Annotated in this window: 26 protein-coding genes; all 26 read right to left on the minus strand. The window is 50.0% G+C overall.

Annotated features, from left to right (window positions below):
- Positions 1-2: 2 nt before the first annotated feature.
- On the minus strand, positions 3-269 hold the full coding sequence (locus SATMO3_RS30840; protein ID WP_371375596.1) for an HPr family phosphocarrier protein: 267 nt from the start codon (positions 267-269) through the stop codon (positions 3-5).
- Between the two features lie 44 nt (positions 270-313).
- Entirely contained in the window at positions 314-706 is a 393-nt protein-coding gene (gene dhaM, locus SATMO3_RS30845; protein ID WP_371375599.1) for a dihydroxyacetone kinase phosphoryl donor subunit DhaM, read from the minus strand.
- Between the two features lie 2 nt (positions 707-708).
- Entirely contained in the window at positions 709-1,347 is a 639-nt protein-coding gene (gene dhaL, locus SATMO3_RS30850) for a dihydroxyacetone kinase subunit DhaL (RefSeq protein WP_371381823.1), read from the minus strand.
- 15 nt (positions 1,348-1,362) lie between these two features.
- The gene (gene dhaK, locus SATMO3_RS30855) at positions 1,363-2,361 is read right to left on the minus strand and encodes a dihydroxyacetone kinase subunit DhaK (RefSeq protein WP_371375601.1); all 999 of its coding nucleotides are present in this window, start codon (positions 2,359-2,361) and stop codon (positions 1,363-1,365) included.
- 233 nt (positions 2,362-2,594) lie between these two features.
- Positions 2,595-4,706, minus strand: a complete 2,112-nt coding sequence (locus SATMO3_RS30860) for a sigma 54-interacting transcriptional regulator (RefSeq protein ID WP_371375603.1) — start codon at positions 4,704-4,706, stop codon at positions 2,595-2,597.
- Positions 4,707-5,063: 357 nt separating this feature from the next.
- On the minus strand, positions 5,064-5,705 hold the full coding sequence (locus tag SATMO3_RS30865; RefSeq protein WP_371375606.1) for a sigma-70 family RNA polymerase sigma factor: 642 nt from the start codon (positions 5,703-5,705) through the stop codon (positions 5,064-5,066).
- A 310-nt stretch (positions 5,706-6,015) separates the two neighbouring features.
- Positions 6,016-6,450, minus strand: coding sequence for a hypothetical protein (locus SATMO3_RS30870; RefSeq protein WP_371375609.1), 435 nt, complete (start codon positions 6,448-6,450; stop codon positions 6,016-6,018).
- 162 nt (positions 6,451-6,612) lie between these two features.
- Positions 6,613-7,947 carry a replicative DNA helicase gene (gene dnaB, locus SATMO3_RS30875; RefSeq protein ID WP_371375613.1) on the minus strand — a complete coding sequence of 445 codons (1,335 nt, stop codon included), beginning with the start codon at positions 7,945-7,947 and terminating at the stop codon, positions 6,613-6,615.
- Between the two features lie 103 nt (positions 7,948-8,050).
- Complete coding sequence (gene lonC, locus SATMO3_RS30880) at positions 8,051-9,994, minus strand: Lon family ATP-dependent protease (RefSeq protein WP_371375615.1); 1,944 nt, start codon at positions 9,992-9,994, stop codon at positions 8,051-8,053.
- A 28-nt stretch (positions 9,995-10,022) separates the two neighbouring features.
- Positions 10,023-10,469: a 50S ribosomal protein L9 gene (gene rplI / locus SATMO3_RS30885; protein ID WP_371375618.1), complete on the minus strand. Its 447-nt coding sequence runs from the start codon at positions 10,467-10,469 to the stop codon at positions 10,023-10,025.
- Positions 10,429-12,432: a DHH family phosphoesterase gene (locus SATMO3_RS30890; protein ID WP_371375620.1), complete on the minus strand. Its 2,004-nt coding sequence runs from the start codon at positions 12,430-12,432 to the stop codon at positions 10,429-10,431. Before SATMO3_RS30890 ends, rplI begins: the two co-directional genes overlap by 41 nt.
- A gap of 14 nt (positions 12,433-12,446) precedes the next feature.
- Positions 12,447-13,406 (minus strand): YybS family protein, encoded by a 960-nt coding sequence (locus SATMO3_RS30895; RefSeq protein WP_371375623.1) that lies wholly within the window; start codon positions 13,404-13,406, stop codon positions 12,447-12,449.
- Between the two features lie 3 nt (positions 13,407-13,409).
- Positions 13,410-13,718, minus strand: coding sequence for a MazG-like family protein (locus SATMO3_RS30900; protein ID WP_371375626.1), 309 nt, complete (start codon positions 13,716-13,718; stop codon positions 13,410-13,412).
- Between the two features lie 294 nt (positions 13,719-14,012).
- On the minus strand, positions 14,013-14,243 hold the full coding sequence (gene rpsR, locus SATMO3_RS30905) for a 30S ribosomal protein S18 (RefSeq protein WP_371369940.1): 231 nt from the start codon (positions 14,241-14,243) through the stop codon (positions 14,013-14,015).
- Positions 14,244-14,264: 21 nt separating this feature from the next.
- The gene (locus tag SATMO3_RS30910; RefSeq protein WP_371375629.1) at positions 14,265-14,663 is read right to left on the minus strand and encodes a single-stranded DNA-binding protein; all 399 of its coding nucleotides are present in this window, start codon (positions 14,661-14,663) and stop codon (positions 14,265-14,267) included.
- 26 nt (positions 14,664-14,689) lie between these two features.
- Positions 14,690-14,974 (minus strand): 30S ribosomal protein S6, encoded by a 285-nt coding sequence (gene rpsF / locus SATMO3_RS30915; RefSeq protein ID WP_371375631.1) that lies wholly within the window; start codon positions 14,972-14,974, stop codon positions 14,690-14,692.
- A gap of 186 nt (positions 14,975-15,160) precedes the next feature.
- Entirely contained in the window at positions 15,161-16,381 is a 1,221-nt protein-coding gene (locus SATMO3_RS30920) for an MFS transporter (protein WP_371375634.1), read from the minus strand.
- A 54-nt stretch (positions 16,382-16,435) separates the two neighbouring features.
- Complete coding sequence (ychF, locus tag SATMO3_RS30925) at positions 16,436-17,542, minus strand: redox-regulated ATPase YchF (RefSeq protein WP_371375637.1); 1,107 nt, start codon at positions 17,540-17,542, stop codon at positions 16,436-16,438.
- A gap of 129 nt (positions 17,543-17,671) precedes the next feature.
- On the minus strand, positions 17,672-17,884 hold the full coding sequence (locus SATMO3_RS30930) for a DUF951 domain-containing protein (protein ID WP_371375639.1): 213 nt from the start codon (positions 17,882-17,884) through the stop codon (positions 17,672-17,674).
- Between the two features lies 1 nt (position 17,885).
- A complete protein-coding gene (locus SATMO3_RS30935; RefSeq protein WP_371375642.1) occupies positions 17,886-18,737 on the minus strand; it encodes a mechanosensitive ion channel family protein in 852 nt (283 codons plus the stop codon).
- A gap of 59 nt (positions 18,738-18,796) precedes the next feature.
- Positions 18,797-19,021, minus strand: a complete 225-nt coding sequence (locus tag SATMO3_RS30940; protein WP_371381824.1) for a DUF3343 domain-containing protein — start codon at positions 19,019-19,021, stop codon at positions 18,797-18,799.
- Between the two features lie 12 nt (positions 19,022-19,033).
- Positions 19,034-19,636, minus strand: a complete 603-nt coding sequence (yedF, locus tag SATMO3_RS30945; RefSeq protein ID WP_371375645.1) for a sulfurtransferase-like selenium metabolism protein YedF — start codon at positions 19,634-19,636, stop codon at positions 19,034-19,036.
- On the minus strand, positions 19,626-20,654 hold the full coding sequence (selD, locus tag SATMO3_RS30950; RefSeq protein WP_371375648.1) for a selenide, water dikinase SelD: 1,029 nt from the start codon (positions 20,652-20,654) through the stop codon (positions 19,626-19,628). Before selD ends, yedF begins: the two co-directional genes overlap by 11 nt.
- Before the next feature lie 269 nt (positions 20,655-20,923).
- On the minus strand, positions 20,924-21,865 hold the full coding sequence (locus tag SATMO3_RS30955) for a cation diffusion facilitator family transporter (protein ID WP_371381825.1): 942 nt from the start codon (positions 21,863-21,865) through the stop codon (positions 20,924-20,926).
- Between the two features lie 168 nt (positions 21,866-22,033).
- Positions 22,034-22,678, minus strand: a complete 645-nt coding sequence (locus SATMO3_RS30960; RefSeq protein ID WP_371375651.1) for a CBS and ACT domain-containing protein — start codon at positions 22,676-22,678, stop codon at positions 22,034-22,036.
- A gap of 158 nt (positions 22,679-22,836) precedes the next feature.
- The gene (locus tag SATMO3_RS30965; protein WP_371381826.1) at positions 22,837-23,541 is read right to left on the minus strand and encodes an ABC transporter ATP-binding protein; all 705 of its coding nucleotides are present in this window, start codon (positions 23,539-23,541) and stop codon (positions 22,837-22,839) included.
- Between the last annotated feature and the right edge of the window lie 8 nt (positions 23,542-23,549).

The following is a 23,549-nucleotide window of genomic DNA, read 5'->3' on the forward strand; positions in this document are numbered from 1 at the left end:
AGTTAACCCTCGCCAAAATTACTTTCTATTAAAGCCTGCAAGGCCGCCACGCAGGCAGTTTCATCAGAACCGTCCGCTGTTATTGTGAACTTAGCCCCCTGCCCCAGCCCCAGGCTCATGATGGCTAAAATACTTTTGGCGTCAGCCGTTTTATCGCCGGCCTGAACAGTGATCTTGCTGGCAAAACCGGATGCCTTCTGGACAAACAGAGCGGCCGGCCGGGCATGCAACCCGGCTGCATTTTTCAGCTCCAATTCAATTTTGGTCATAATGTATTCCTCCAATAGCGTGTCTGGTAATGGCTATGCACCGCTTAGCGTTTTTTCAGTTCACGGGCGCCTTGGGCTGTAGCCTGGACGCTGGCCAGCGGTTGGCCGATCGAGGCGTCGACAGCGGCCGCAATCGTCCCCTCAAGAATAGGTGCGTCGGCAATGACCACCCGTTCTTTCCTATCCTCTGCCAGCATCTCGACGGCCAGTTCAGCGCTTATTACGGCACTGCCCAGATCAACCATGACAAGCACGCCGTCACCGGTATCAGCCGCTTCGATGGCCGCCTGAATCTTGAAGGCATCGGTGCCGATACCACCGTCAGCCATCCCCCCGGCGGCAATCAGCTTTTGACCGGGAGCCGCCATTTGCCCTGCCAGTTCACAAATACCTTCGGCAATTTTGGCGCTATGCGACACTACTACTATACCAACCATAGTCAGGCCTCCTGGCTATGCTGCCTGGCAAAATCGGTCAGCACCGACAGCATCAGATATGAAGAAGTCGCACCGGCGTCCTGGTGGCCGATGCTGCGCTCGCCCAGATAACTGGCCCGGCCTTTGGTAGCAATAATGGTTTTAGTGTATTCAACCCCTTGCTCTGCCGCCGCGGTCGCCGCTTCCAGGCACACCAGCAAGCTTTGGCCCTGGTTCAGCTGCTCCACAAAGGCTTCATAGGCCGGCTCAAGCGCATCCAGCATTGTCTTTTCACCCCGGACGGCCTTGCCCCGGTCTTTAACCCCGCCAATTACTGCATTCAGCATGGTTGCGGCAGTTTCAGCATCAATAGTGGTTTTACCCTGAACAGCCGCAGCCGCCCGCATAAAAGCAGTACCGTACAGCGGCCCTGAGGCCCCGCCCACTGTTGATATGAGTGTCATGCCGATCATTTTTAGAGCGCCGCCAATATCAGCCGGATTAGCCGCGGCCAGTTTGCCGCGTACTGCCTCAAAGCCCCGCGCCATATTTATGCCGTGGTCGGCATCGCCGATCACCGCGTCCAGCTCGGTTAATCGTTCTTTATTGGCGATAACTGCATCTGCCAGTGCTTCTATTGCCGCAATCACGTTTGCCATTATAATTCCTTCTCTCTTCTAAAATTGAACCATTGCCGGAGTATCAGCCGGCGCAAGCAGCAATTCTTTCAGTTCACTGTCCAGCTTTAATACGGTAATCGAGAAACCAGCCATTTCCAGCGATGTCATATAATTACCGATATACGTTTTGGCAGTCTTGATATTTTTCTCAGCCAGCATAGCCGCTACCTTACGGTTGACTACATACAGCTCCATAAGCGGGGTGCCGCCCAGACCGTTCACCATAACAGCAACCTCATCATCGGCGCCGAGCGCAATATCGCCTAGAATCTTATTGAGCAAGTGCTCTGCGGTTTCATCTGCCGAACGCAAAGCCTCACGGTGAGTTCCCGGCTCGCCGTGAATACCCATACCGATTTCCACTTCGTTCTCGGCCAGCGTGAAGCTTGATTTGCCGGCTGCCGGTACAATGCACGGCGATAGAGCCATCCCCATCGACCGGACATTGGCCACTACTTTTTCGGCTATTTTTTGCACTTCGGACAGTTCGGCGCCGGTTTCGGCCTTGGCGCCGGCAATCTTATGAACAAAAACGGTGCCGGCAATCCCGCGGCGCCCGGTTGTCCAGGTGCTGTTTTCCACCGCCACGTCATCGTTGACAACTACTTTGGCCACTTTAATGCCGTCAGCCTCGGCCATCTCAGCCGCCATCTCAAAATTCATGATATCGCCGGTGTAGTTCTTAATAACCAGCAGCACGCCCTTGCCGCCATCCACAGCCTTAGCGGCTTCATAGACCTGATCCGGTGTCGGCGAAGTAAAGACAGCCCCGGCCACAGCGCCGTCAAGCATGCCGCGGCCCACATAACCGGCGTGAGACGGCTCGTGACCGCTGCCGCCGCCTGAGACCAAGGCAACCTTCCCTTGTACCGGGGAATTAGCCCTCACCAGTACATTAAAGCCTTCCACCCGCTTAACGTACTGGGGATGCGCCAAAACCGCCCCCTGCAGCATTTCTTCAACAACTTGCTCGGGATTGTTAATTACCTTTTTCATTCTTTACAGCCTCCTCACAGATTCTATTATGTACCGTCTTCCGGTAGATACCCAATAGTGTTTGCAAGAAGTATGCCAGGCCATCCGTTTTATCCGCCCTGTCGCAACTTTAATGGAGCATTTACCTCAGCAATCAGGACAGACAGGCACTTTGACACTCGCAGCTGAAGAATACTCAGTTTATAATAACAGACAAAAACACCGGTTTTAGCCGGTGTTCTTGTACAAAAATATCAAGACTGCTTATTAGGATTGATATTTTTTACCAATCTATCCCCATTCTCCCAGGATATCACTTTGGAAATACCATATTTCTGCGCTTTAGCAGCCACTGTCTTATGGGTAAGCCCCAACGCTTTACCGGCGGCATTAAAGCTACCATATTTCTCAAGCGCAAGAGCAATTATTTGCTTTTCGTACTCATTCCAGGGTTTTATATCGGGAAGCCGGTTATCCGGAATGATATTTGCGCTTTGCTGCGGCCAAATGACTGCCGGCTCACTCCCTGCGCCCCGCAGATACAGCGGTAAATCGGCAACCGTCAGTTCCGTACTGTCAGCCAGTATAATCATGCGCTCGATAACGTTCTCCAGTTCCCGCACATTGCCCGGCCAGCGGTAAGCCATCAGTCCGGCAAGCGCCTCACGGGCTATACCGGTGATTGTCTTTAGTTGTTCGCTGGTAACCTTGTGCAGAAAATGGCCAACCAATAGCGGAATGTCCTCAACCCGTTCCCTTAATGGCGGCAGCAGAATGGGAATGACGTTCAAACGGTAATAGAGATCTTCCCGGAACTGTCCGTCCGCGACCATCTGCTCCAGATTGCGGTTGGTTGCGGCGATAATGCGCACATCAACCTGGATAACCGTTTCGCCGCCTACCCGGGTAAACTCTTTTTGCTGCAGCACCCTAAGCAGTTTGGCCTGCATATTTTTGTTGAGCTCGCCGATTTCATCAAGGAATATAGTCCCCTTATTGGCCAGGCTAAATTTACCCGGCTTTTGCCGGATTGCGTCGGTAAACGCACCTTTCTCGTGGCCAAAGAGTTCGCTCTCCAGCAGACTTTCGGGGATGGCGGCGCAATTGACCCTGATAAACGGACCGTTCGCCCGCCGGCTGGCATAATGTATGCCCTCAGCTACCAGCTCTTTGCCGGTACCGCTTTCGCCGGTGATGAGCACCGTTGTCCCGCTGGCGGCTGCTTTGGCGGCAATGGCCAGCGCTTCCCGCACTTTGCCGCTTTGCCCGATATATTTATTAAACGCCGGACCCGGCTTCTGCGTTCGCCGCAGCTCATCCTCCAGGTATTCGGCTTTGGCCGAAACGTGGCTCAGCTTATCCATTAATTTGTGCACTTCACTGACATTCTTCACTACCGATACGGCTCCGGTCAGCTCACCATCCACTACAATCGGGCTGACATTGGCCACCAGCGTAACGCCGTCCGGTTTGGTGACTATACTGCCGATCACCGGCCGACCTGTGGCGAGCACCCGGCTGCGGGTTCCGTCAGGCGATAAAATGCGGACATTCTGCCCTGTCAGTTTATCGCGGTCTTGCTTCACAAGCTCCACATAAGCCGGATTAACATAGGTTATAGAACCTTCCTTATCTACCACACATATGCCGTCCTGTACCGACTCTAAGACCAACTGCAGCCGTTCTTTCAGTTCCTTTACAGCCTTAAGCTCACCAGTCACTGCTTCCAGCACGGAAATATCTTCAAAAATCGCCATTGCCCCGCGTACCTGGCTATCAGCGATAATGGGGGTCCGGTTAGTCAAAATAGTTAGCGAGCCAATCGACTGACGGCAGCCAATTTCCGGTTCTTTGGTTCTGGCGACAATATGCAGGCGCGATCCCGGAATGATATTCTGCGCGGTATCGCCAATAGCCCGGCTGGCCGGAATACCCAGAATCCGCTCAGCGGCCGGGTTAAAAATAGTTATGCCGTCATTTTCGTCGGTGACGATGAGGCCATTGGCCATACTGACAAAGATTTGCTCTGCCGTAAACGCATTAGCCTGCAGCAGATGATCCACCTGACTGATAGTATCAGCATCGGCCAACGGAAAATCGCTTTCAAGAAACAGCGCCATCTCCTCAGCCGCTGCGTTGGCAGCCGGGCCGCTGGCCTCCACCCATACCGTGTCGCCCTGCTTGATCCTTAATGAAACCAGCGGCATAATACTGACGGCCGGCACGGCGGAACCTCCCGGCCGCTTAAAATATAGCTTCACCTGCAAGTTGTGTTCAAGCTCATAGGCTTTTTGTACAATCATTGCCGCAACCCGGGCATGCAATCCCCTGTCATGGTTGATAACAGCCTGTTTTCTACTTTCCACGACCGTCACTCCAGTGCCACCATAATTGAATCTCCATAGTATCCAATAAAGCAGACTTAAATTCAGGTGCGGTTTAACCCCATCTGAAGGTTAGTCGCCCTTATCCAGAGACTTAACCGCTCGCCTGTGCCCGTAGGGGTATACTCCCGCTTGTAAAAGCAGGAGTCTTAGAGCGGGTTAGTCACCGGATAAAAATTTCAGCCGGGTAGTAAATATAAGCGCCATACTCTTTACCGCTTTTGCCCGGAATTTTTACTGGATTTCATATATCCTTATTGTACTGTACGGATACAGTTTTCGTAAAGTTATAAAGAGATACCTGAGTCACCGGCGCTCGGCCGTGAATCAGGTATCTCTTTATAGCACTCCTGAGGTCTGTTTATCCTTCTTGCATACACCACGCCAATCTTTCATGCGCAGCGCCATTTTATTACGAGCCCGTTGAACGGCATTATCAACGACTTTTTCCTGCAGGTCCAGTATTTTTGCTATTTCGCGCTGCTTATAGCCTTCAATGTATAAATCGATAACCCGTTTTTCCAGGCGGGAAAGCACATTAGCCAATTCATCCTTGATGCCGTTGACGGATTCTTTCTCGACCACCAGCGCCGCAGGGTCGTCCTGGGTGTTTTTATTTATCAAAATGCTGGATTCCAGCGGACTGTTTGTATGCGGAGATTCTGTCAGAGTGTTAAGCGAAATTGCCTCGTTAAGTGCATAATGCTTTTTGCGGTTATGCATGGTAACTGCCGATTTTATCGTATTCTTGATGTTCAACTCGGCAATCAGGCGAAACGACCTGCCTCTTTCCTCGTCATACTGCATTACGGCTTTATAGAGCCCGATCAGACCCCATTGATACATATCCCGGTAATCACCACCAGGTAGATAATATGTTTTTACATACCGCAGAATGATCTTATGATACTTGTAGACAACTTTTTCAAATTCTTCATTGTTCACACTTCCATCAGCATAAAAGCACGATCCAAGCACCATTACCTACCCCTTGCCGTTTATTTTTCAATAAGTCTATATACCCATACTGTGAGCAGTCGTTCCTTCGCTCTTGTTTAATTGTATGTGCAAGTTTCGTGCCAATTGTTTTACTGCCTATTTTCCGGTTTTTTAACACTTTTATGACGAAATTCTGCATAAGCATGCACAAAATTGTACACTACCCTGTCATTTTTTGTACATATTTTGCTGCTCAAACACGAAAATTAGCCGATTCTGTTGGAATTAAATTACAGCTGGGGCTATACTATAACCTGCTGCCGCTGAACCGTTTTATTTATTTTCCGGCAAACTACAATTTGTAGTTAATTAGAATCAGGCCTATCAGACAAAAAATCATGCCTGTGACTGTCGTCGCCGACAAGGTTTCCTTAAACATCATAAGTCCGACAGGAATTAACAAAACACTGACCGTCGTGCTGGCCGCAATGTTGAACAAACTTATATTCCAACCAACTCGGTAAGCCATCAGGGTTCCCACTTCCAGACCAACAATAGCCGCACCCAGGACATAACTTACCCAATTTAACTCCCTAAAGTTTTCTAAAAGGGAAACTGTTTTATCGGCAGGATAAAACGGATACAGGACCAGGGTTACAATACTGGCGGTGAGATAGGCTACAGCCAAAGAAATCATTGGATTAACATTAACCGGTGTAACCTTCAGAAAAACATGATAAAGAATACTGGAAGCGATGGTAAGCATAATAGTTACGTAATATAGCAAACAAACTCCTCCTTTAATGTACATTGCCATCCCGTTTGCGGTGTTGCTGCGAGTAGCGCCGCCACGTCCCTCTGAAGGTGCACTGTCCGGAGAATAAAACAACCAGGGAGCAGACAGTGAGTTCACCATCTGCTCCCCTACCTGTGGTTTCTTCAGGTACCATTAGCTCGGCATGCGCGATAAATCACTAAACTTGGTAAATTGCTTATGGAAAAAGAGCTGCACAGAATCAACCGGACCATTACGATGCTTGGCTACAATAATATCGGTAATATTCTTGCGCTCAGTTTCAGGCTCATAGTAATCCTCACGGTACAGGAAGGCTACAATGTCGGCATCCTGCTCAAGTGAACCGGATTCCCGGAGGTCACTCAGCATGGGTTTTTTTACCTGGCGGGATTCAACCCCGCGGCTAAGCTGCGACAAAGCAATAACCGGAACTTTCAATTCACGGGCCAGCGCTTTGAGTGAACGCGATATTTCCGATATCTCCTGCTGACGGTTTTCACTGCGGGAACTGCCGGCGCTCCCTTGCATTAACTGCAGGTAGTCAATGATAATAAGCGAAAGATCATGCTCTATTTTTAGCCGCCGGGCCTTTGACCGCATTTCCATGACGGTGATACCGGCCGTATCATCAATAAAGATAGGCGCTGCCGCCAGACGGTCAGCCGCCCGTACCAGCTTATCCCAGTCGTTGTTTTCCAGTTCCCCGATGCGGAGGCGCTGGGCGTCTATCGGCGCTTCGGCACACAGCATCCGCTGTACTAATTGTTCTTTGGACATTTCCAGGCTGAAGAAGGCTACCGCTTTTTTTTCCTTAATAGCGACATTTTGGGCAATGTTAAGCACAAAGGCTGTTTTCCCCATACTAGGGCGGGCCGCTATCAGAATCAAATCCGACGGCTGCAGGCCGGATGTCAGCTTGTCCAGATCCTTAAACCCGGAAGCCAGGCCGGTAATACCGCCTCTGGATGAATAAAGCTCGGAAACCTTATCAAAGACATCAAAAATAATATTCTTAATGGAAGCAAACTCCTGACCGGCCTTGCGGCTAGACACTTCCAGAATCATTTTCTCAGCCTTATCCATGATAACAGCCACTTCTTCATTTGCTTCATAGCCCATGCCGGCCACATGCGTCGCCGTATTGATAAGCTGGCGCAATAACGCCTTTTCTTCCACAATACGGGCATGGTACATGACATTGGCGGCTGTCGGCACACTATTGGCCAGCGCCGTTACGTAAGAAATCCCGCCGGCGTTTTCCAGTTTTTCGTCCCGACGCAACACTTCGACAACGGTAACCAGATCGACGGCATCATTCTTATTAAACAATTCCAGCATAGCGTTATAAATCAGCCGATGCGCCTCTCGGTAAAAGTCCTCCGCTCTGATAACTTCCGAAACTTTGGAAATGGCCTCGCGCTCAATCATCATCGCACCAAGTACCGCCTGTTCGGCTTCAACGTTTTGGGGGGGAACGCGGTCGATCATGTAAATTTCTCCTCACTTAAAACGCCGCGCCTACCCGGGCATAGTAACACATACCTGTCCGGTCAGGCGCGGCAATACAATCTCTGGTGTTTCTACAAATTAACTACGCACTGACGGCTTCCTCTTCAACAAACAGAATAGCCAGAGCTTCTTCCACAGTAGCAATCGGACGAATGTCAAGACCGAGGTGGCCTTCCGGGATATCTGTTTTGTTTTCCTCAGGAATGATCATAACCGTAATGCCGGCCTGCTTGGCGCCATAGGCTTTCTCAAACACACCGCCAACCGCTTTGACCCGGCCCTGAATAGATATTTCACCGGTTATGGCTACATCCTGACGAATACGCTTGCCGGTAATGGCCGAAATAATGGCCGACAAAATGGCCGTACCGGCCGAAGGTCCGTCAATGCGTCCACCGCCAATGATATTAACATGAATATCGTAGCTCGCCAGATCCTGACCGGTAATCTTTCTGACAACAGCAGCGGCATTAAATACCGAGTCTTTGGCCATACTGCCAGCTGTATCATTGAAGCGAATACTGCCTTTGCCTTTCTCGGCGGGAAAAGCTACCGCCTCAATCTCCAGCACAGACCCCAGATAACCGCTTACGCCAAGGCCGAAAACTTTGCCTACCTCGGCTATGGCCGCCGCTTTACGGCTTACATAAGGGGTCAGCCGACTGACCTGGGCGACGCGATAGACATCGTCTTTGGTAATGGTGACAAGATCCTGGTCCTGGCCGACCCTCATCAGGGCCATACTGTAGGCATCGGACAGGATATTGACCGCCTTACGTCCTTCAATGGTATAGTCACTGATAAGCTGCGGCACTTCAGGGTCAATGGCGACCGCCAGCTTAACAGCGGCATTGTATACGATTTCTTCAATATGCTTAGGAGTCAGGGGCTCAAAATATATTTCCGCACAACGCGAACGCACGGCAGGCATAACATCACCGGCTTCGCGGGTGGTGGCCCCAATTAAGATGAAGTCGGCGGGTGCGCCCTCCTCAAACAGCTTCTTGATATATTTAGGTACACTGTTGTCAGACGGGTCATAATAAGCCGAATCAAAATATACCCGTTTATCCTCGAGCACCTTTAAGAGTTTGTTTTGCAGCATAGGATCCATTTCCCCGATTTCGTCAATAAACAGTATGCCGCCATGCGCATCTGTCGCTAAACCGGGTTTGGGCTCAGGCACTCCGCTTTCAGCCAAGTCACGGCGAGCCCCCTGATAAATCGGGTCATGCACCGATCCTAAGAGCGGGTTGGTTACATCCCGCGGATCCCAGCGCAGTGTTGTGCCGTCAACCTCCACAAAGGGAGCGTCCTGGGCAAAAGGTGCGTTCTTAAGTTTTTTGGCCTCTTCCAACACCAGCCTGGCAGCCGTTGTTTTGCCGACTCCCGGCGGTCCGTAAAGAATAAGATGCTGTGGATACGGTGACGCAAGCTTGGCCCTGAGGGCCTCCACCGCGCGTTCCTGACCGACAATTTCATCAAGACTGGCCGGACGCAGTAGTTCCATAGCCGAACGCGTCAGTTTACGGGTTTCCAGTTTTTCCAATAAGGCAAACTTTTTCAGTGTTTGCGGATTTTCCGCATTGGACTGGCTTTCCTCTTTGATAACCTGATTGCGGATTTCCTGCATGTATTCCTGATGGCGCTCTTCCATTTTTTCAGCAATTTTCTTTTCCAGGCGGTCTTCAACCGTGCGACGGGCGCAAAGATCGGCCAGTTCTTCTTCAATTTCACCAAGTATATCCGGGATATCGTGCATTTGCGGCAACTGGTCGATAGTAGGATCCTCAAAAACCAGTTTTTGCAGTGCCAGCACACGTTCCGGAAGACTACTGGAACGCATGAGTTCCAGCGCCCCTAGTTTACCGGCCTTCAATACGACTTTTTCGGCCCCCAGCACACCGGTGTACAAACCGTACAAAGCAGCTACCTGTCTTTTAAGTTGGTCTTCCTGATTGCTGCGCCCGTTAGTAGCTCGGTCGCCGCTGCCACTGCGTACCAGTTTGTTAAAAAAATCTTTCATGATTGTACCTTTCTATTTTGTGGGATTGTTATTCAGCCTTAATGGTAACCTGAATCTGGGTGGTAACCTCAGGATGCAGCTTGATCGGCACAGTGAATGTCCCTAACGACTTGAGCGCATCTTTTAGCTCAATTTTGCGTTTATCAAGCTCAAGCTTATGTTCTTTAGCCAAAGAATCGGCGATATCCTTGGCCGTTACTGAGCCAAACAGCCGGCCGCCTTCGCCCATCTTTACCGGAATGGTGACCGTGATTTTGGCCATCTGCGCTCCCAGTAATTTGGCTTCGTCGAGGAGACGCTCCTTTTTGCGCTCTTCGGCGACCTTTTGCAGATTAGCTGTGTTTACATTATTTGCAGTAGCCACAATGGCCAGTTTTTGCGGTAAAAGATAATTGCGGGCATAGCCTTCCGATACCTCAATTATATCACCTTTTTTACCGAGTTTTTTCACTTCTTGCTGCAGTATTACCTTCATTCGATCCACTCTCCTTTATGTAGCTGTCAACTATCTCAATAATTCGGGCTTTCGCCTGTTCGATGGTAATATTTTTCACTTTGGCGCCAGCCACTGACTGGTGTCCGCCGCCCCCCAGCTGCTCCATTATAACCTGGACATTGATATCGCCATGAGACCTGGCACTAACGCCAATGCCGTCTTCTGTCTTAAACAGCACAAAGCTTACGCGTACACCTTCCACATTTAACATGGTATCGGCTGTTTGGGCAGCCGCGATCTGCGCATTCTTTACTTCCGACGGACAGATGGCAATCACAACGCCGTCAAACGGCATTTCGGTATTTTCAATTATAGCCGCATGGTTTTTTATCGTCTCAAAATCAATGCGGAACAGATGCCGCACCAGCGTAGGATCGGCCCCCGCCCGCCTGAGATAAGACGCGGCTTCGAAGGTCCGTACCCCTGTCTGAACGGCAAAATTCTTGGTATCTACCACAATGCCGGCATAGAGCGCCGAAGCTTCCAACCGGTTCAATTCAATTTTTTCATCAAAATAGCCCAGCAGTTCTGTCACCAGCTCACTGGTGGATGAGGCCGACGGCTCAAGATATACCAGCAAGGTATTGGCGATGATGGTCTCAGCCCGGCGGTGATGGTCAATAATAACCGTCCGCTCGGCTTTGGCCAGCACGTCAGGCGCAGCCGCCAGCTCGGGCCGGTGGGTGTCCACAATGAAAACCAGTGTCTTGGCATTTACTAACAAACCGGCTTGCATGGGCGAGATAAATAACTCACGGTACTCTTCGTAATCAAGCAGCAGTTCGGATAGTTTATCAACGGCAACTCCCGGCTGACTCACAACAATATGGACTTGTTTGCCCATATGGCGCACCATTTTGGCAACTCCCAGGGCTGCCCCCAGACTGTCAAAATCCTCGCCGGTATGCCCCATAATAACAATACTGTCAGCCTGCTCGATCAGTTCCCGGATGGCTTGCGCCACAATCCGGGCCTTAACCCGGGTATTTTTCTCCACAGCTTTGGCTTTGCCGCCAAAGAACTGAACTTTGCCGCTAATATTCACAGCCGCCTGATCACCGCCCCGGCTTAACGCCAGGTCCAGTCCGGCTTGCGCTCGCTGCCCCAGTTCGGCTATCGAACTTTCGCCGGTCGCGGCTCCGATGCTTAAGGTTACCGGAATTTTATTACCGACATGAATCCCGCGGATACGGTCCAATATATCAAATTTATCGCCGGTCATGAGCCGGTCCAGAGCACAACGGTTTAACACCGCAATATAAGTATCTTCCGTATATTTCTTCAGGTGACCGTCAAGCTCGGTCATCCATTCTGCCAGCATGCGGTTGACTTCGCCTAAAATAGCCGTCCGCTGGCTTTCGGTCAGTCCGGTTAAGGCATCATCATAGTTATCAATCTGAATATAGGCCAGCACGGTCTGAATCCGGCAGCTTGCCATCCGGTCCGACTCAGCCCCGGTCACATCGGTTATATAAAGCACCATCAGGTTCTTTTCAATGGTCCGGTGAATAATCTCATAATAGTTCTTGCCGGTATCCAGCTTTACCTGGCCGTCTTTGTCCACCATCTGTTCTAGGGACAGCTCCGGCCATACTTTTACCAGCGACTGGCCAGGATCGACCGGCTCATTTACCCACTCAGCAAACAGGCTGTTGCGCCAGTAGATAACACCTGCTTTATCTACAATCACTATCGCCAGCGGCAAATGGCTGAATGCCTGCGCAGCCGCGTTGTTCACACAGCGGCCTACTGTTTCCAGGTAGTTATTTACTTCTTTTTGCCGCACTGTGTAGCGTTCGCGCCCGTACAGATACAGGGCATACAGCAAAATTGCGCCTACGGTAGCAGCATACGGGTTGTAGTAGCCGATAATCAGCAGAAAGGCGGCAGTTACGGCTAGATAGATGCGGGTATCAAACCAAAAAGATGGTCCTTGAGGCATGGTAATTCCTCCTGTTACTCCAAACGCGAAGTACGCAGTTGGCGATAATCGAAAATGAGATCAAAGGCCCCGCCGATAATAAGCGCCTGCATGAATATGCCGTTAGAAAATATCAAGAATAGTATAATACCTTTGACTATACTTGACAAATTGTATTTATCGGCAAGAAAGTAAAACACAGCCATCCCCTGAATAAACAGCAGCATGGTGGTAATAACCTGGAGATTCATACCCGAGTTGTACAAGAGATCTATTTCCCTGCTTTTTCCCCAATATAACGCCAGAAGGGCCACAACCAGGGCATAAATAGTCAGTCGGGGCATTCGCCAGTGACGAAACGGGGGAAAAGGCTCGATACGGTGCCCCAGCCTTGCCAGTACGGCTTTAGCCACCTGGAAATTCAGGAAAGTATCAACAACAGCCGCCAGCGCAAAGCCGGCAGGCAAAATAATTTTCATAAGATCAATCATGGGCCGCATGGCTGTTTCCATTTGCGCCAGGTCTTCAGGCTTCATTCCCATCCCCCGGTAGAATTCCATAGCCTGCTCAAGACCTTTAACCATAGCCTCGGTTTGCACATTAAGCGGGTTGAATCCCATGACGGCGGCACTGATTGCCAGCACGGCCGCTTTGGAAATCAGCGATGCCACCGCCCCGAACAAAAGTGTTTTGGCCGGAGGAAATCCCTGCCTGATGGCATACCCAAGAGCGATCCCAATTAATCCAAAACCGACAACTACCGACACGGCACTGAGCGGGTGCACTAACAGGGCAATAATGACACCGGAAGCAATTACCGCCATAATACTCCATTTATACCCGTGTCTTACACCCAGAAGTACAATGGGCACAGGCCAAATCAAGTTGACAAAAGCCCCAAGTACGGGTACATACGTACTGATAAGCGCAAAGATAATGGCAACGGCAGTAAGTACGCCGCCTTCAACAACCGGTCTTACCGGACTTTTTTGCATATTTCACCTCTTCTGGCGGAGATAACGCCGATACTCGCTCATATCTCCATACCAACGTTCAACTTCAGGTTCCTGGTCTATATTGTGCCCAAGCCTGGTATTTACCATCTCATCCATTTCAGAAAAATCAATACCCAGCCGCCGGCCAAGAACGAACGCAAAAATGATTACCTGGGCCAGCGCCTCGCCGATAGCTTCCCTGTTGCTGTGAACCATGGCCCGGTATAGTTTACCCACTTCGGCTAAAAGATCGGCTTTAAGTCCTTCAATCAGCCTAAGTTTTCGCAAGATATCAGATTCCTGGGAGAACACGCAACCGCCTCCTTAGTCCATCCTGTTATATTCTAACGAGCAACGGTTATTTCCTTCTTTCCTCTCCTGGGAAATAGGATAAAACCCTGGCAGCGGCCAGGGCAATTATTAGATATTAATATTTAAGTATAATAGCTTTTTACTAAGATAGCAACTGTAAAAATCCCCAGGCCTTATCTAAGAGAATATTGCAAAGTAACCATAATTTCCACATCATCCAAAATATGTTTTTTATTAATAATAAAAAAGAGTAAGAGTGCCTAAAAATAGGCATTCCTACTCTCACTGGTAAACTTATTCTGCAGTAAACGGCAGCAGCGCAATATTACGCGCCCGTTTAACAGCCAACGTAAGCTGGCGTTGATGTTTGGCACAATTGCCCGAAATGCGGCGTGGCAGGATTTTGCCCCGCTCGGTAGTATACCGGCGCAATTTCGGGACATCTTTGTAATCGATGTCGGTTACTTTATCAACACAGAAACTGCAAACTTTTTTCTTAGGTTTGCGGCCTCTTTCGCGTTTCATAGCCATTCATTTACCCCCCTTTTAAAACGGTATTTCCTCATCAGGGAAGACATCTTTGCCGAACGAATTTATATCTATATTCCCGGCGTCACTCGCAGACGCCTGTTTACGTTCCAGGAACTCTATGGACTGCGCTACAACCTCAGCAACCCGGCGCTTAGTACCATCATTGGCTTCATACGACCGGATTTGCAAACGGCCGTCAACCAGCACCCTCTGGCCCTTGGTAAGGTTATTGCCACAGGTTTCGGCAAGCTTTTCCCAGGCAACAATCGGGACGAAGTCGGCATTATTCTGCCCCTGGCCGCCACCGCCGAAACGGTTTACTGCCAGTGTAAAAGATGCAACCGCTTTGCCGCTTTGTGTATATCTCACTTCAGGATCTTGCGCCAAGCGGCCGACAAGGATGACTTTATTCATATATCCTCAACCTCCTGGCTCAAGAATTAGTCTTCCAATTTAATAACCATGTGTTTAAGAACTTCATCGGTAATCTTCAGAACGCGTTCCAGCTCGAATACTGTGGCTGGTTCGGCAGTGAAGTTGACCAGGGTGTAAACCCCTTCCATGAAGTCTTTTACTTCATAAGCCAGGCGTTTTTTGCCCCAGCGGTCAATTTTGTCAACATTGCCGCCAGTGTTCTTAATAATGTTTTCGAACTTGGCAATCGTGGCATTAACAGCCTCTTCTTCACCAGGCTTAACAATAATCACGACTTCGTATTTTCTCACGAAATCACCTCCTCCTTTGGACTAGTGGCCCCCAATGCGAGAGCAGGGAAGGTTTTGAATAACAAAACCATGTCACACTATGTATTCTTTGCGACTAAATAATTATAGCATTAGTTAATTGTCAATGCAAGAAAAAACCTGAATTTCTAATTATATGTTGAGCAGCATCCTTGCCTGACCGGATTATTATTCCTTGCCGACAGTTGCCAGTTCTCTTTCAGGCCGTATCCGGGCAACAGCCGGGCGTGGAATGGCAAACGCCAGGATAGTAGCTGCTACCAGTGAAAGCAGCGACCACTTAAGCGCAGCGTCCAGACCAATTATGTCGGCCAAGGCCCCGGTAACAGCGGCCCCCACGCCGCCCAAGCCAAATGCCAGTCCCAGCATCATTCCCGATGCCATAGCGGCATTGCCGGGAATAAGTTCCTGGGCCCAAACAACCGATGTAGGGGCTGTGCTTTGCAGTAATGCGCCGCTGAGGGCCAATAGCAGATAGTTAAGCGGCGCCGGTCCCAGATTGACTAAAAACAGGTATGTGACAGGCAAACACAGGATCATTGAACCAATGACACCGCTTTTTCTCCCAATCCGGTCGCCTACCCAGCCGCCGACTAGCGACCCTGCTGCCCCGCTCAGAAGAAAAATTGTTAACATACCGGCCGCAACAGCCGGCGGCTGCCCGGCTTCGGCTAACGCTACCGGCAGGAAGGTAGGCAGCGCCACTTGCATCCAGGACCGAAGCGCGGTAACCGCGTTTAGCAGCAATAGTCCGCGTGACTTATACCAGGCCCCTGTCTCGCCGTTTTCAGCCGGAACGCTTCTCCCGGCCGGACTGATGTCTACTTTGTGCAGTCCCGCCAGGTAAGAAGCCGCTGTTACTATTAGACCCGGAATGATTAGCCACAATAAGCCCCCGGTACCGCCTATACTCAAAAAATATAATGTAGCCGCCGGCGCTACGGCATAACCCAAATTGCCGCCAAAGACAAACACGGCCATGGCGGTCCCTTTGGTTTGCGCCGTAACAACTTTCCCCATCAGACTGGCAGCCAAGGGGTGGAATACCGAAGCGCCCAGCCCGGCAATAGCAACCAGCAGAAAGAGTGTGGTAATATTGCCGGCCAAGCCGGCAATACAGATAAAAATGGCACTTACCGGCGTTGTCACAAGAATCAGCCAGGCGTATCCATATCTGTCGATAATATAGCCGGAAAGCGGCTGCAATACACTGGAAATTACCGAATACGTCATGACCAGCATTCCGCTTAACGTGAGGGACAGACCGAGTTTGGCCATAACCAGCGGCAGCAGCGCCGGTAAAAAGTTTGCATAGAAATCACTGAAGAAATGTCCCGCCCCTAAGAGAGACACATTATAGATAATGGAATTTTTTAGATTGGGACTCAAAGTCATTACCTCCTAAAAGGAAAAGAGCGGCATAATTGAACCGCTCCCATGTTACTATACGTTAAACCTAAAGTAGGTAACATCGCCATCCTGCATTACATAATCTTTGCCTTCCAGACGCACCAGGCCTTTCTCCTTGGCCATAGAATGCGCACCGGCAGCCATTAAATCATCATACGATACAATTTCCGCCCGGATAAAACCGCGTTCAATGTCACTGTGAATTTTGCCGGCTGCCTGCGGCGCTTTAGTGCCGCGTACAATGGTCCAGGCCCGCACTTCCTGCTCTCCGGCGGTGAAAAAAGTCATGAGGCCCAGTAGTTTAAAGCTGGCGCGAATAAGCTTGTCGAGCCCGGATTCACTGAGCCCCAGATCGGCGAGAAATTCGCGGGCTTCTTCAGCCGGCAGCTCGGCAATTTCCGATTCCACTTTAGCGGATACTACTATGACTTCGGCCCCTTCATGCGCGGCATATTCACACACCTTGGCAACATACGGGTTGGCGCTGGCATCGGCTGCTTCCTGCTCGCTGACATTGGCAACAAACAGAGTGGGCTTGGCTGTCAGCAGAAACAAATCCCGCAGTATCGCCGCCTTGTCTTCCTCTTTAATAACCTGGCGGGCGGGCTGACCGTCGGCAAGCGCCTGATGGACCTCTTTGAGAACTTCCAGTTCGGCCTGGGCCTTCTTGTCACCGCCCTTGAGCATCTTCTGAACCCGTTCGATTCGCTTCTCCACTGTTTCCAGGTCGGCAAGACAGAGTTCGGTGTTGATAATCTCAATATCCCGCAGCGGGTCAAGACTTCCGGCCACATGAGTGATATTATCATCGCTAAAACATCTTACCACCTGGGCAACGGCGTCAACCTGGCGGATATGGGACAAAAATTTATTACCCAGCCCCTCACCCTGGGCTGCGCCCTGTACCAGGCCGGCAATATCAACAAACCGCATGGCGGCAGGCATCGTCCGTTTGGGCTTATACATTTCGGTTAATTTTAAAAGACGGTCATCCGGCACGTCAACAACGCCCACATTGGGCTCAATGGTACAGAACGGATAATTGGCAGCCTCGGCGCCGGCTTTGGTTATGGCGTTAAACAGCGTACTTTTGCCGACATTAGGAAGGCCTACGATACCTACTTCCAAATTAGTGCTCATTTTACTACTCCACCTTTAAAGGCTGGTCATGCGGTACAGCCATAATGTTTATAATGCGTTAACTTATATATTGTAAAATAATGCCGGCATAAATTCAAGCCAGTTATTGGTCAACGACCGGTGAAACAGCTATTTATTTACCGTCTCGCTATTGCTGATTACAGCCTTAACCCCTTTTTCGAATTTTGGACGCGGTATCATAACCTGCCGGCCGCACTGCAGGCATTTAAGCCCGAAATCAATACCCGTCCGGGTAATCTCCCAACGGTCACCGCCGCAGGGATGCGGTTTTTTCATTTTCACAACTTCGCCGACTTTATAGTTATATCGTGGCTGATTCATATTATCCTCCTGTCTGAGCAGCTTTGACTTCCACCACAATGGGGGCAGGCTGCGATTGCGCGGGGGGAATCCGAGCCTCGGCAAATTTTTCTTTGATCAAGCGCCGTAATGCCGTTTCTACTTTTACCTGCTGCAGCGGCACTGTTTTGGCAATAATCCGGACAACCACTTCGTTTAGTTTAAGATCCACCACGCCCAGCACCTTAGGACCGTCAAGCACCTCGGGCACAGACTGGGCCACGCTTTGGCAGGCCTCCTCCAAGATTGCAAAAACTTTGCCGATATCGGTCTCATAAGGAACAGGAATATTGACAACCGCCTGCATATGCCCTCTGGTATGATTGCTTACTTTAAGTATAGAGCCGTTGGGAATTATATGCAAAATACCGTTACCATCCCGCAGCTTGGTTACTCTAAAGCCAAGCTCCTCCACATTGCCGGCCATATCGCCGACTACAACATAATCGCCTACACCATACTGATCTTCCAGTATAATGAAAAAACCGGTAATAAAGTCTTTTATCAGGCTTTGTGCGCCAACGCCTACCGCCAGGCCAATAACACCGGCACCGGCAATGATCGAGGTTGTATCAATCTTAAATTCCTGTAAAATCATAACCGCGACAATGAAATAAATGACATAGCGGACGATACTGTGCAGGAGACTGCTTAACGTTCTCGCCCGTTTTTCTTCCAGATAAAGTGTTTTCGAACCCGGCTTGGGGATAAAGTACTGTTCAACAACCAGGTTAATAAACCTAAGAATAATAAGACCGCCGCAGACAATGGCCGCCAGGCGAATTATTCTTACAGCTGTTGTCAGCCAGAAGTCAGGTGTCAGCAATTGTTCCACAATAACCTCCATACTCGGTTATTTTTTCATATATGTATACAGTTTCAACCCGGGTTCTGCTAAACAGTTTTGACCAGCGCACATGCGCAGCCGCAAGCAGCTTTAAGATTTCCTCCTCGTCGCCCGGCGACAAACAGCAGGCACTGCCCGCAGCTGATAGCAATTTCCCTGGGGGTCGGCAAAGCAGCAACAGCAATGCCTTGCCGGTCCAGAACCTTTTCGGCTTTCACGGCCTGGTGAACCGACTCGAACGAGATGAGCCGGTCGTAATGCGGATATGTAATAGTATCACCTGCTTACAGTGTAACTGTTTTGGACCTGCTGACAGTCTCGAGAATGGTATACATATTGGTTATTTCGCCTACAGCCAGGTCGGCCTTCAGCTGATAATAATCTAGACAAGTACCGCATGCTAAAACAGTAATGCCCCTCCCGGCCAAGGTGGTGAGCTGCTCAAGCACCGGTGAGCCTGTTACTGTCAGTTTGACACCGCCATTGATAAATAGCAATGCCTGGGGCTGCGGTTTTATTTCCAGCAGCGTGGTCATAAACGCTTTTATCAGTATGGCGCCAAGCTCGGGCGACCCGTGGCCCAGGGTGTCTTGCGTAATTAAATATACCTGACCGCCGGCCGCGTCTTCTGTCGCCGTTGTAGGCTTGTGAACTGCCGCCTGCTGGCCCGTACCTTTAATAATACTAATATAATGATGACCGTCTTTAGCCTCGACCGCGGCGCTAAACCCGCTGGCGGCGGCAAATTTAACAATATTGCTCTTGGCTACGTCATTGTCGACAATTACGGTAATCCGTCCGGACTCGGTTTCCTCAACGGCCTTTTTTGTGCTAATAACCGGTCCCGGACAAGCCAGTCCACGGCAATCGATAATCTTATCCGACATAAATTTCGCCCTCCCCTGTATCTGTTACTCTCCCAATAATAGCGGCCGCCGCCACGCCTGCCGCCCGGAGTGCGGCCTGCAACTGTCCGGCTTCGGCTGCCGGAACGGCAATTAACAGTCCGCCGGAAGTCTGTGGATCAAAGCAAATGTCCTGAATATTTTCCGGCACACTGTCAGCAAATTGAACTTTAGTAAGGTAATTCCGGTTAGAATAAGCGCCGCCCGGCACCAGACCCATGGCCGCAGCCTCCGCAGCCTCCGGCAGGAGCGGTAAAGCCAGGCTGTCAATCGTTATACGAACATTACTGCCTGCCGCCATCTCATACACATGTCCGGCCAAGCCGAAACCTGTGATATCGGTGCAGGCATGTACACTAAAACCAGCCGCTACTTTGGCTGCAACCGCATTTAGCTCCGCCATACCGGCCGTAGCGGCGGCTACCCCTTGGGGAAATAAATCCGCCCGGGCCGCAGAGGACAGAATTCCCGTACCAAGCGCTTTGGTCAATACCAGACTGTCACCGGGACGGGCCCCGGCATTGGTCCAAATTCTATCAGGATGGACAATCCCCGTAACCGACAAGCCATATTTGGGCTCGGCATCGTCAATGGTGTGTCCGCCGATAATAACGGCTCCGGCCTCTGCCACTTTATCCTGACCGCCTTGTAAAATTGCGACAAGCGCTTCTCCCGGCAGTTTACAATTGGGGAATGCCACCAGGTTTAGAGCCGTAAGCGGTGTTGCCCCCATAGCATAGATATCGCTTAAACTGTTGGCAGCCGCAATCTGCCCAAACAAATACGGATCATCAACTATCGGCGTAAAAAAATCCACCGTCTGCACCAAGGCAGTAGTCTCATTCAGCTTATAAACACCGGCGTCATCAGATGTAGTAATGCCGACTAGCACATTGGGATGATGCATCGCCGGCAACTGGCTTAATACTCCGGCCAGGTCCCCTGGCCCAACTTTAGCCGCTCAGCCGCCGCGGTGGGTGTACTCGGTAAGTTTTACCACAGTTAATGCCGCCTCCTTCTGTCAATATATTACTATATATTATACCCTGAACCACAATAACCTGCTACTTGCTTAGCTTTTTTATATCTGTGAAAGAGTTTTTCTTCTATTCTCCGGTGCGGCGCGCCATTATATACTATTCCCATTGATATTCAAAAAAAAGCGGCAATAGCTGGCTGCCGCAGGCCAGCTATTGCCGCTGTCCGGTATCCCGGCGAAAGTTATACTTTCTACAGGATAAAGAAAAGCGGCGTACTCGCCGCCATAACTTACTCATATTTGCAGTTCTCGTTGCACTCTGCCGGACAGGCACCAAATCCTTCATGATAATCGCAGGGCTCCAGATGAATAGTGACATCACAGGGCTCAAACTCGGTTTTGATCATAATCTCAATCTCATCACAAACTGCATGCGCTTTATCAAGATGCATATCTTTTTGTAATACCAGATGCATGTCAATTAGCCGGAAGCTGCCGGACCGCCGAGTTCTTAACTGATGAAAAGCAATAACGGCCGGATGGCTGTAAACAATGGCCCTGATAATTTTTTCCTCTTCTTCCGGCAAACTGACGTCTGTCAGCTCATAAATGCTTTTCATGGTCATAGTAAAACCGGCCTTAAAGACAATAACGGCCACGGCAATCGCGATGACCGGATCTATCCAGTACATGCCTGTCACCTTCATAATGCCCAGTCCGATTAATACGCCGACACTGGTCCAGATGTCGGCCCGTAAGTGCAGCGCATCGGCTTCTAAGGCATGTGAGCCGGTGAGTTGGGCCACATAGTATAACTTGTAGGATACCCAGTAGTTTACAACTACCGAAAACGCCATAACTAAAAGGCCATACTCCAGATATTCCGGAGCATGCGGTTTGTTTATCTTATCGACGGATTCATACACAATCCATAATGCAGCCAATACGATCAGCACGGCTTCAAACGCCGCCGATAAATTCTCAATCTTGCCATGACCGTAGGCGTGCTGCTCGTCAGGCGGCTTACTGGATTTTTTCACGGCAAAATATGCAACCAAAGCGGCAATAAGGTCTACCGCCGAGTGTGCGGCCTCAGAGATAATACTCACAGCACCGGAAGTTATCCCGACAAAAAGTTTGAGAAAAACAAGTAGGGTGTTTGATATGACAGATAACCGCGCTGTTTGCTGTTTTAACTGATTATAATCAGTTGCCACTCCTGTCCCCTCCATATTTACGAAAATTATAAAAGCCTGCGGAGCCATATAGGTCCCGCAGGCTTTCCCTGCTGCTTGCTGCCCGGCTGCGCCTTTCAATGAAAGCCGCCTGTTCCTACGCTATTATATATATTAACACAGCAAGCAATATGTGTAAAATATTCGGAGGGAAGAACACAATAGTTAGCCGATCTGTACTACCTGCTGGACAGGATAGCCCAACGCAGCCAGCCGCTCAGTAATTGCTTTTACATCCTTGATGTCGGCCCGGATAACCACTTCATACTGTCCTTCCTCGGTCGGAAAGCTGACAAAGCTGCCGATGCTGACCCCCAGTTCCTTGAACACACCTGAAATATCATGTATAACGCCCAGTCGGTCAGGCACAATAATGCTCAGGCGAGTTTTTCCCTGGGGCAAGCCCATGGCGTCAACGAACGCTTTAAAGATATCGGTTTCGGTTAAAATGCCGACAACCTCCTGGCTGTCATTAACAACAACCAAGCCGCCGATTTTATTGTTGTACATCACCAGCGCCGCTTCTTCAACCGTGGCCTCCATGCCGATGGTCAAGATCTTTTTGGTCATAATATCCTTGACCTGCATTTTCGACAGGAGATAGTTCAGTTCGAATACCGACAGTGATGTAGCCGGCGAAGCCGATACATCTCTAAGGTCCCGGTCAGTGACTATGCCCACCAGTTTGCCATTATCCACCACCGGTAAACGCCGGAATTTATTGCTGCGCATGATCTGCAATGCATCGACAATGGTCATTGCCGAGGTAATGGTGGTCGGATTTGGTGTCATTCGTTTGGATACGATCATGGTATAGCACTCCCCTACTATGTATTTTTAATTGGGATCAGTACCATGCGTCACCTCAGGATTTATCCGCACTGCGGCGTTGTCGGCGCCTTGCATTACGAATAAATCCTGCAAACTAATCTCATGTTTTAAGTGACTCATGGTACTAGGGCGGCTGATTAGCCGCCCAGATATGCTTTCCTGATTTCTTCGCTTTCGGCCAATTCTCTGGCATCGCCGGACAGCGTTATCCGACCGGTTTCGAGCACATAGGCCTTGTTGGCTATGGACAAAGCCATATGAGCATTCTGTTCGACCAAAAGAATGGTAGTTCCTGTTGCATTAATATCCTTGATAATCGAGAAAATCTCTTTTACTAAGAGCGGAGCCAAACCCATTGACGGCTCATCCAGGAGCAGGATGCGGGGACGGCTCATCAGCGCCCGGCCCATGGCCAGCATTTGCTGCTCACCGCCGGACAGAGTGCCGGCAAGCTGGCTCTTCCGTTCGGCCAGCCGTGGAAAACGGGAAAATACGGTATCCATATCGTTTTTAATTTCTTTGCTGTCAGAACGGAGATAGGCTCCCAGTTCCAGGTTCTCCAACACGGTCATATTGGCAAATACCCGGCGTCCTTCCGGTACCTGGGAAATCCCCAGCTTAACAATATTCTGGGCTGCCATACCGCCGATATTCTGGCCTTCAAAAACAATATGACCCGATTTTGGTTTTAAAAGTCCGGAGATAGTCCGCAGCGTCGTGCTTTTCCCGGCGCCGTTGGCACCGATCAGGGTTACGATCTCGCCCTGGTTTACTTCTACACTTATGCCTTTTAAAGCATGAATAGCACCATAATAGACATTAATATTATCAATTTTTAGCATTGTCATGA

The organism is Sporomusa aerivorans (assembly GCF_041428895.1).
In the GTDB taxonomy this organism is placed as follows: Bacteria; Bacillota; Negativicutes; order Sporomusales; family Sporomusaceae; genus Sporomusa; species Sporomusa aerivorans.

Excerpts from the sequence above, each read along its gene's own strand:
- SATMO3_RS30840 (WP_371375596.1), bottom strand. The coding sequence starts at position 269 with ATGACCAAAATTGAATTGGAGCTGAAAAATGCAGCCGGGTTGCATGCC.
- dhaM (WP_371375599.1), bottom strand. The coding sequence starts at position 706 with ATGGTTGGTATAGTAGTAGTGTCGCATAGCGCCAAAATTGCCGAAGGT.
- dhaK (WP_371375601.1), bottom strand. The coding sequence starts at position 2,361 with ATGAAAAAGGTAATTAACAATCCCGAGCAAGTTGTTGAAGAAATGCTG.
- SATMO3_RS30865 (WP_371375606.1), bottom strand. The coding sequence starts at position 5,705 with ATGGTGCTTGGATCGTGCTTTTATGCTGATGGAAGTGTGAACAATGAA.
- dnaB (WP_371375613.1), bottom strand. The coding sequence starts at position 7,947 with ATGATCGACCGCGTTCCCCCCCAAAACGTTGAAGCCGAACAGGCGGTA.
- lonC (WP_371375615.1), bottom strand. The coding sequence starts at position 9,994 with ATGAAAGATTTTTTTAACAAACTGGTACGCAGTGGCAGCGGCGACCGA.
- rplI (WP_371375618.1), bottom strand. The coding sequence starts at position 10,469 with ATGAAGGTAATACTGCAGCAAGAAGTGAAAAAACTCGGTAAAAAAGGT.
- SATMO3_RS30890 (WP_371375620.1), bottom strand. The coding sequence starts at position 12,432 with ATGCCTCAAGGACCATCTTTTTGGTTTGATACCCGCATCTATCTAGCC.
- SATMO3_RS30895 (WP_371375623.1), bottom strand. The coding sequence starts at position 13,406 with ATGCAAAAAAGTCCGGTAAGACCGGTTGTTGAAGGCGGCGTACTTACT.
- rpsR (WP_371369940.1), bottom strand. The coding sequence starts at position 14,243 with ATGAAACGCGAAAGAGGCCGCAAACCTAAGAAAAAAGTTTGCAGTTTC.
- SATMO3_RS30910 (WP_371375629.1), bottom strand. The coding sequence starts at position 14,663 with ATGAATAAAGTCATCCTTGTCGGCCGCTTGGCGCAAGATCCTGAAGTG.
- ychF (WP_371375637.1), bottom strand. The coding sequence starts at position 17,542 with ATGAGCACTAATTTGGAAGTAGGTATCGTAGGCCTTCCTAATGTCGGC.
- SATMO3_RS30930 (WP_371375639.1), bottom strand. The coding sequence starts at position 17,884 with ATGAATCAGCCACGATATAACTATAAAGTCGGCGAAGTTGTGAAAATG.
- yedF (WP_371375645.1), bottom strand. The coding sequence starts at position 19,636 with ATGTCGGATAAGATTATCGATTGCCGTGGACTGGCTTGTCCGGGACCG.
- SATMO3_RS30955 (WP_371381825.1), bottom strand. The coding sequence starts at position 21,865 with ATGGAGGGGACAGGAGTGGCAACTGATTATAATCAGTTAAAACAGCAA.
- SATMO3_RS30960 (WP_371375651.1), bottom strand. The coding sequence starts at position 22,678 with ATGATCGTATCCAAACGAATGACACCAAATCCGACCACCATTACCTCG.
- SATMO3_RS30965 (WP_371381826.1), bottom strand. The coding sequence starts at position 23,541 with ATGCTAAAAATTGATAATATTAATGTCTATTATGGTGCTATTCATGCT.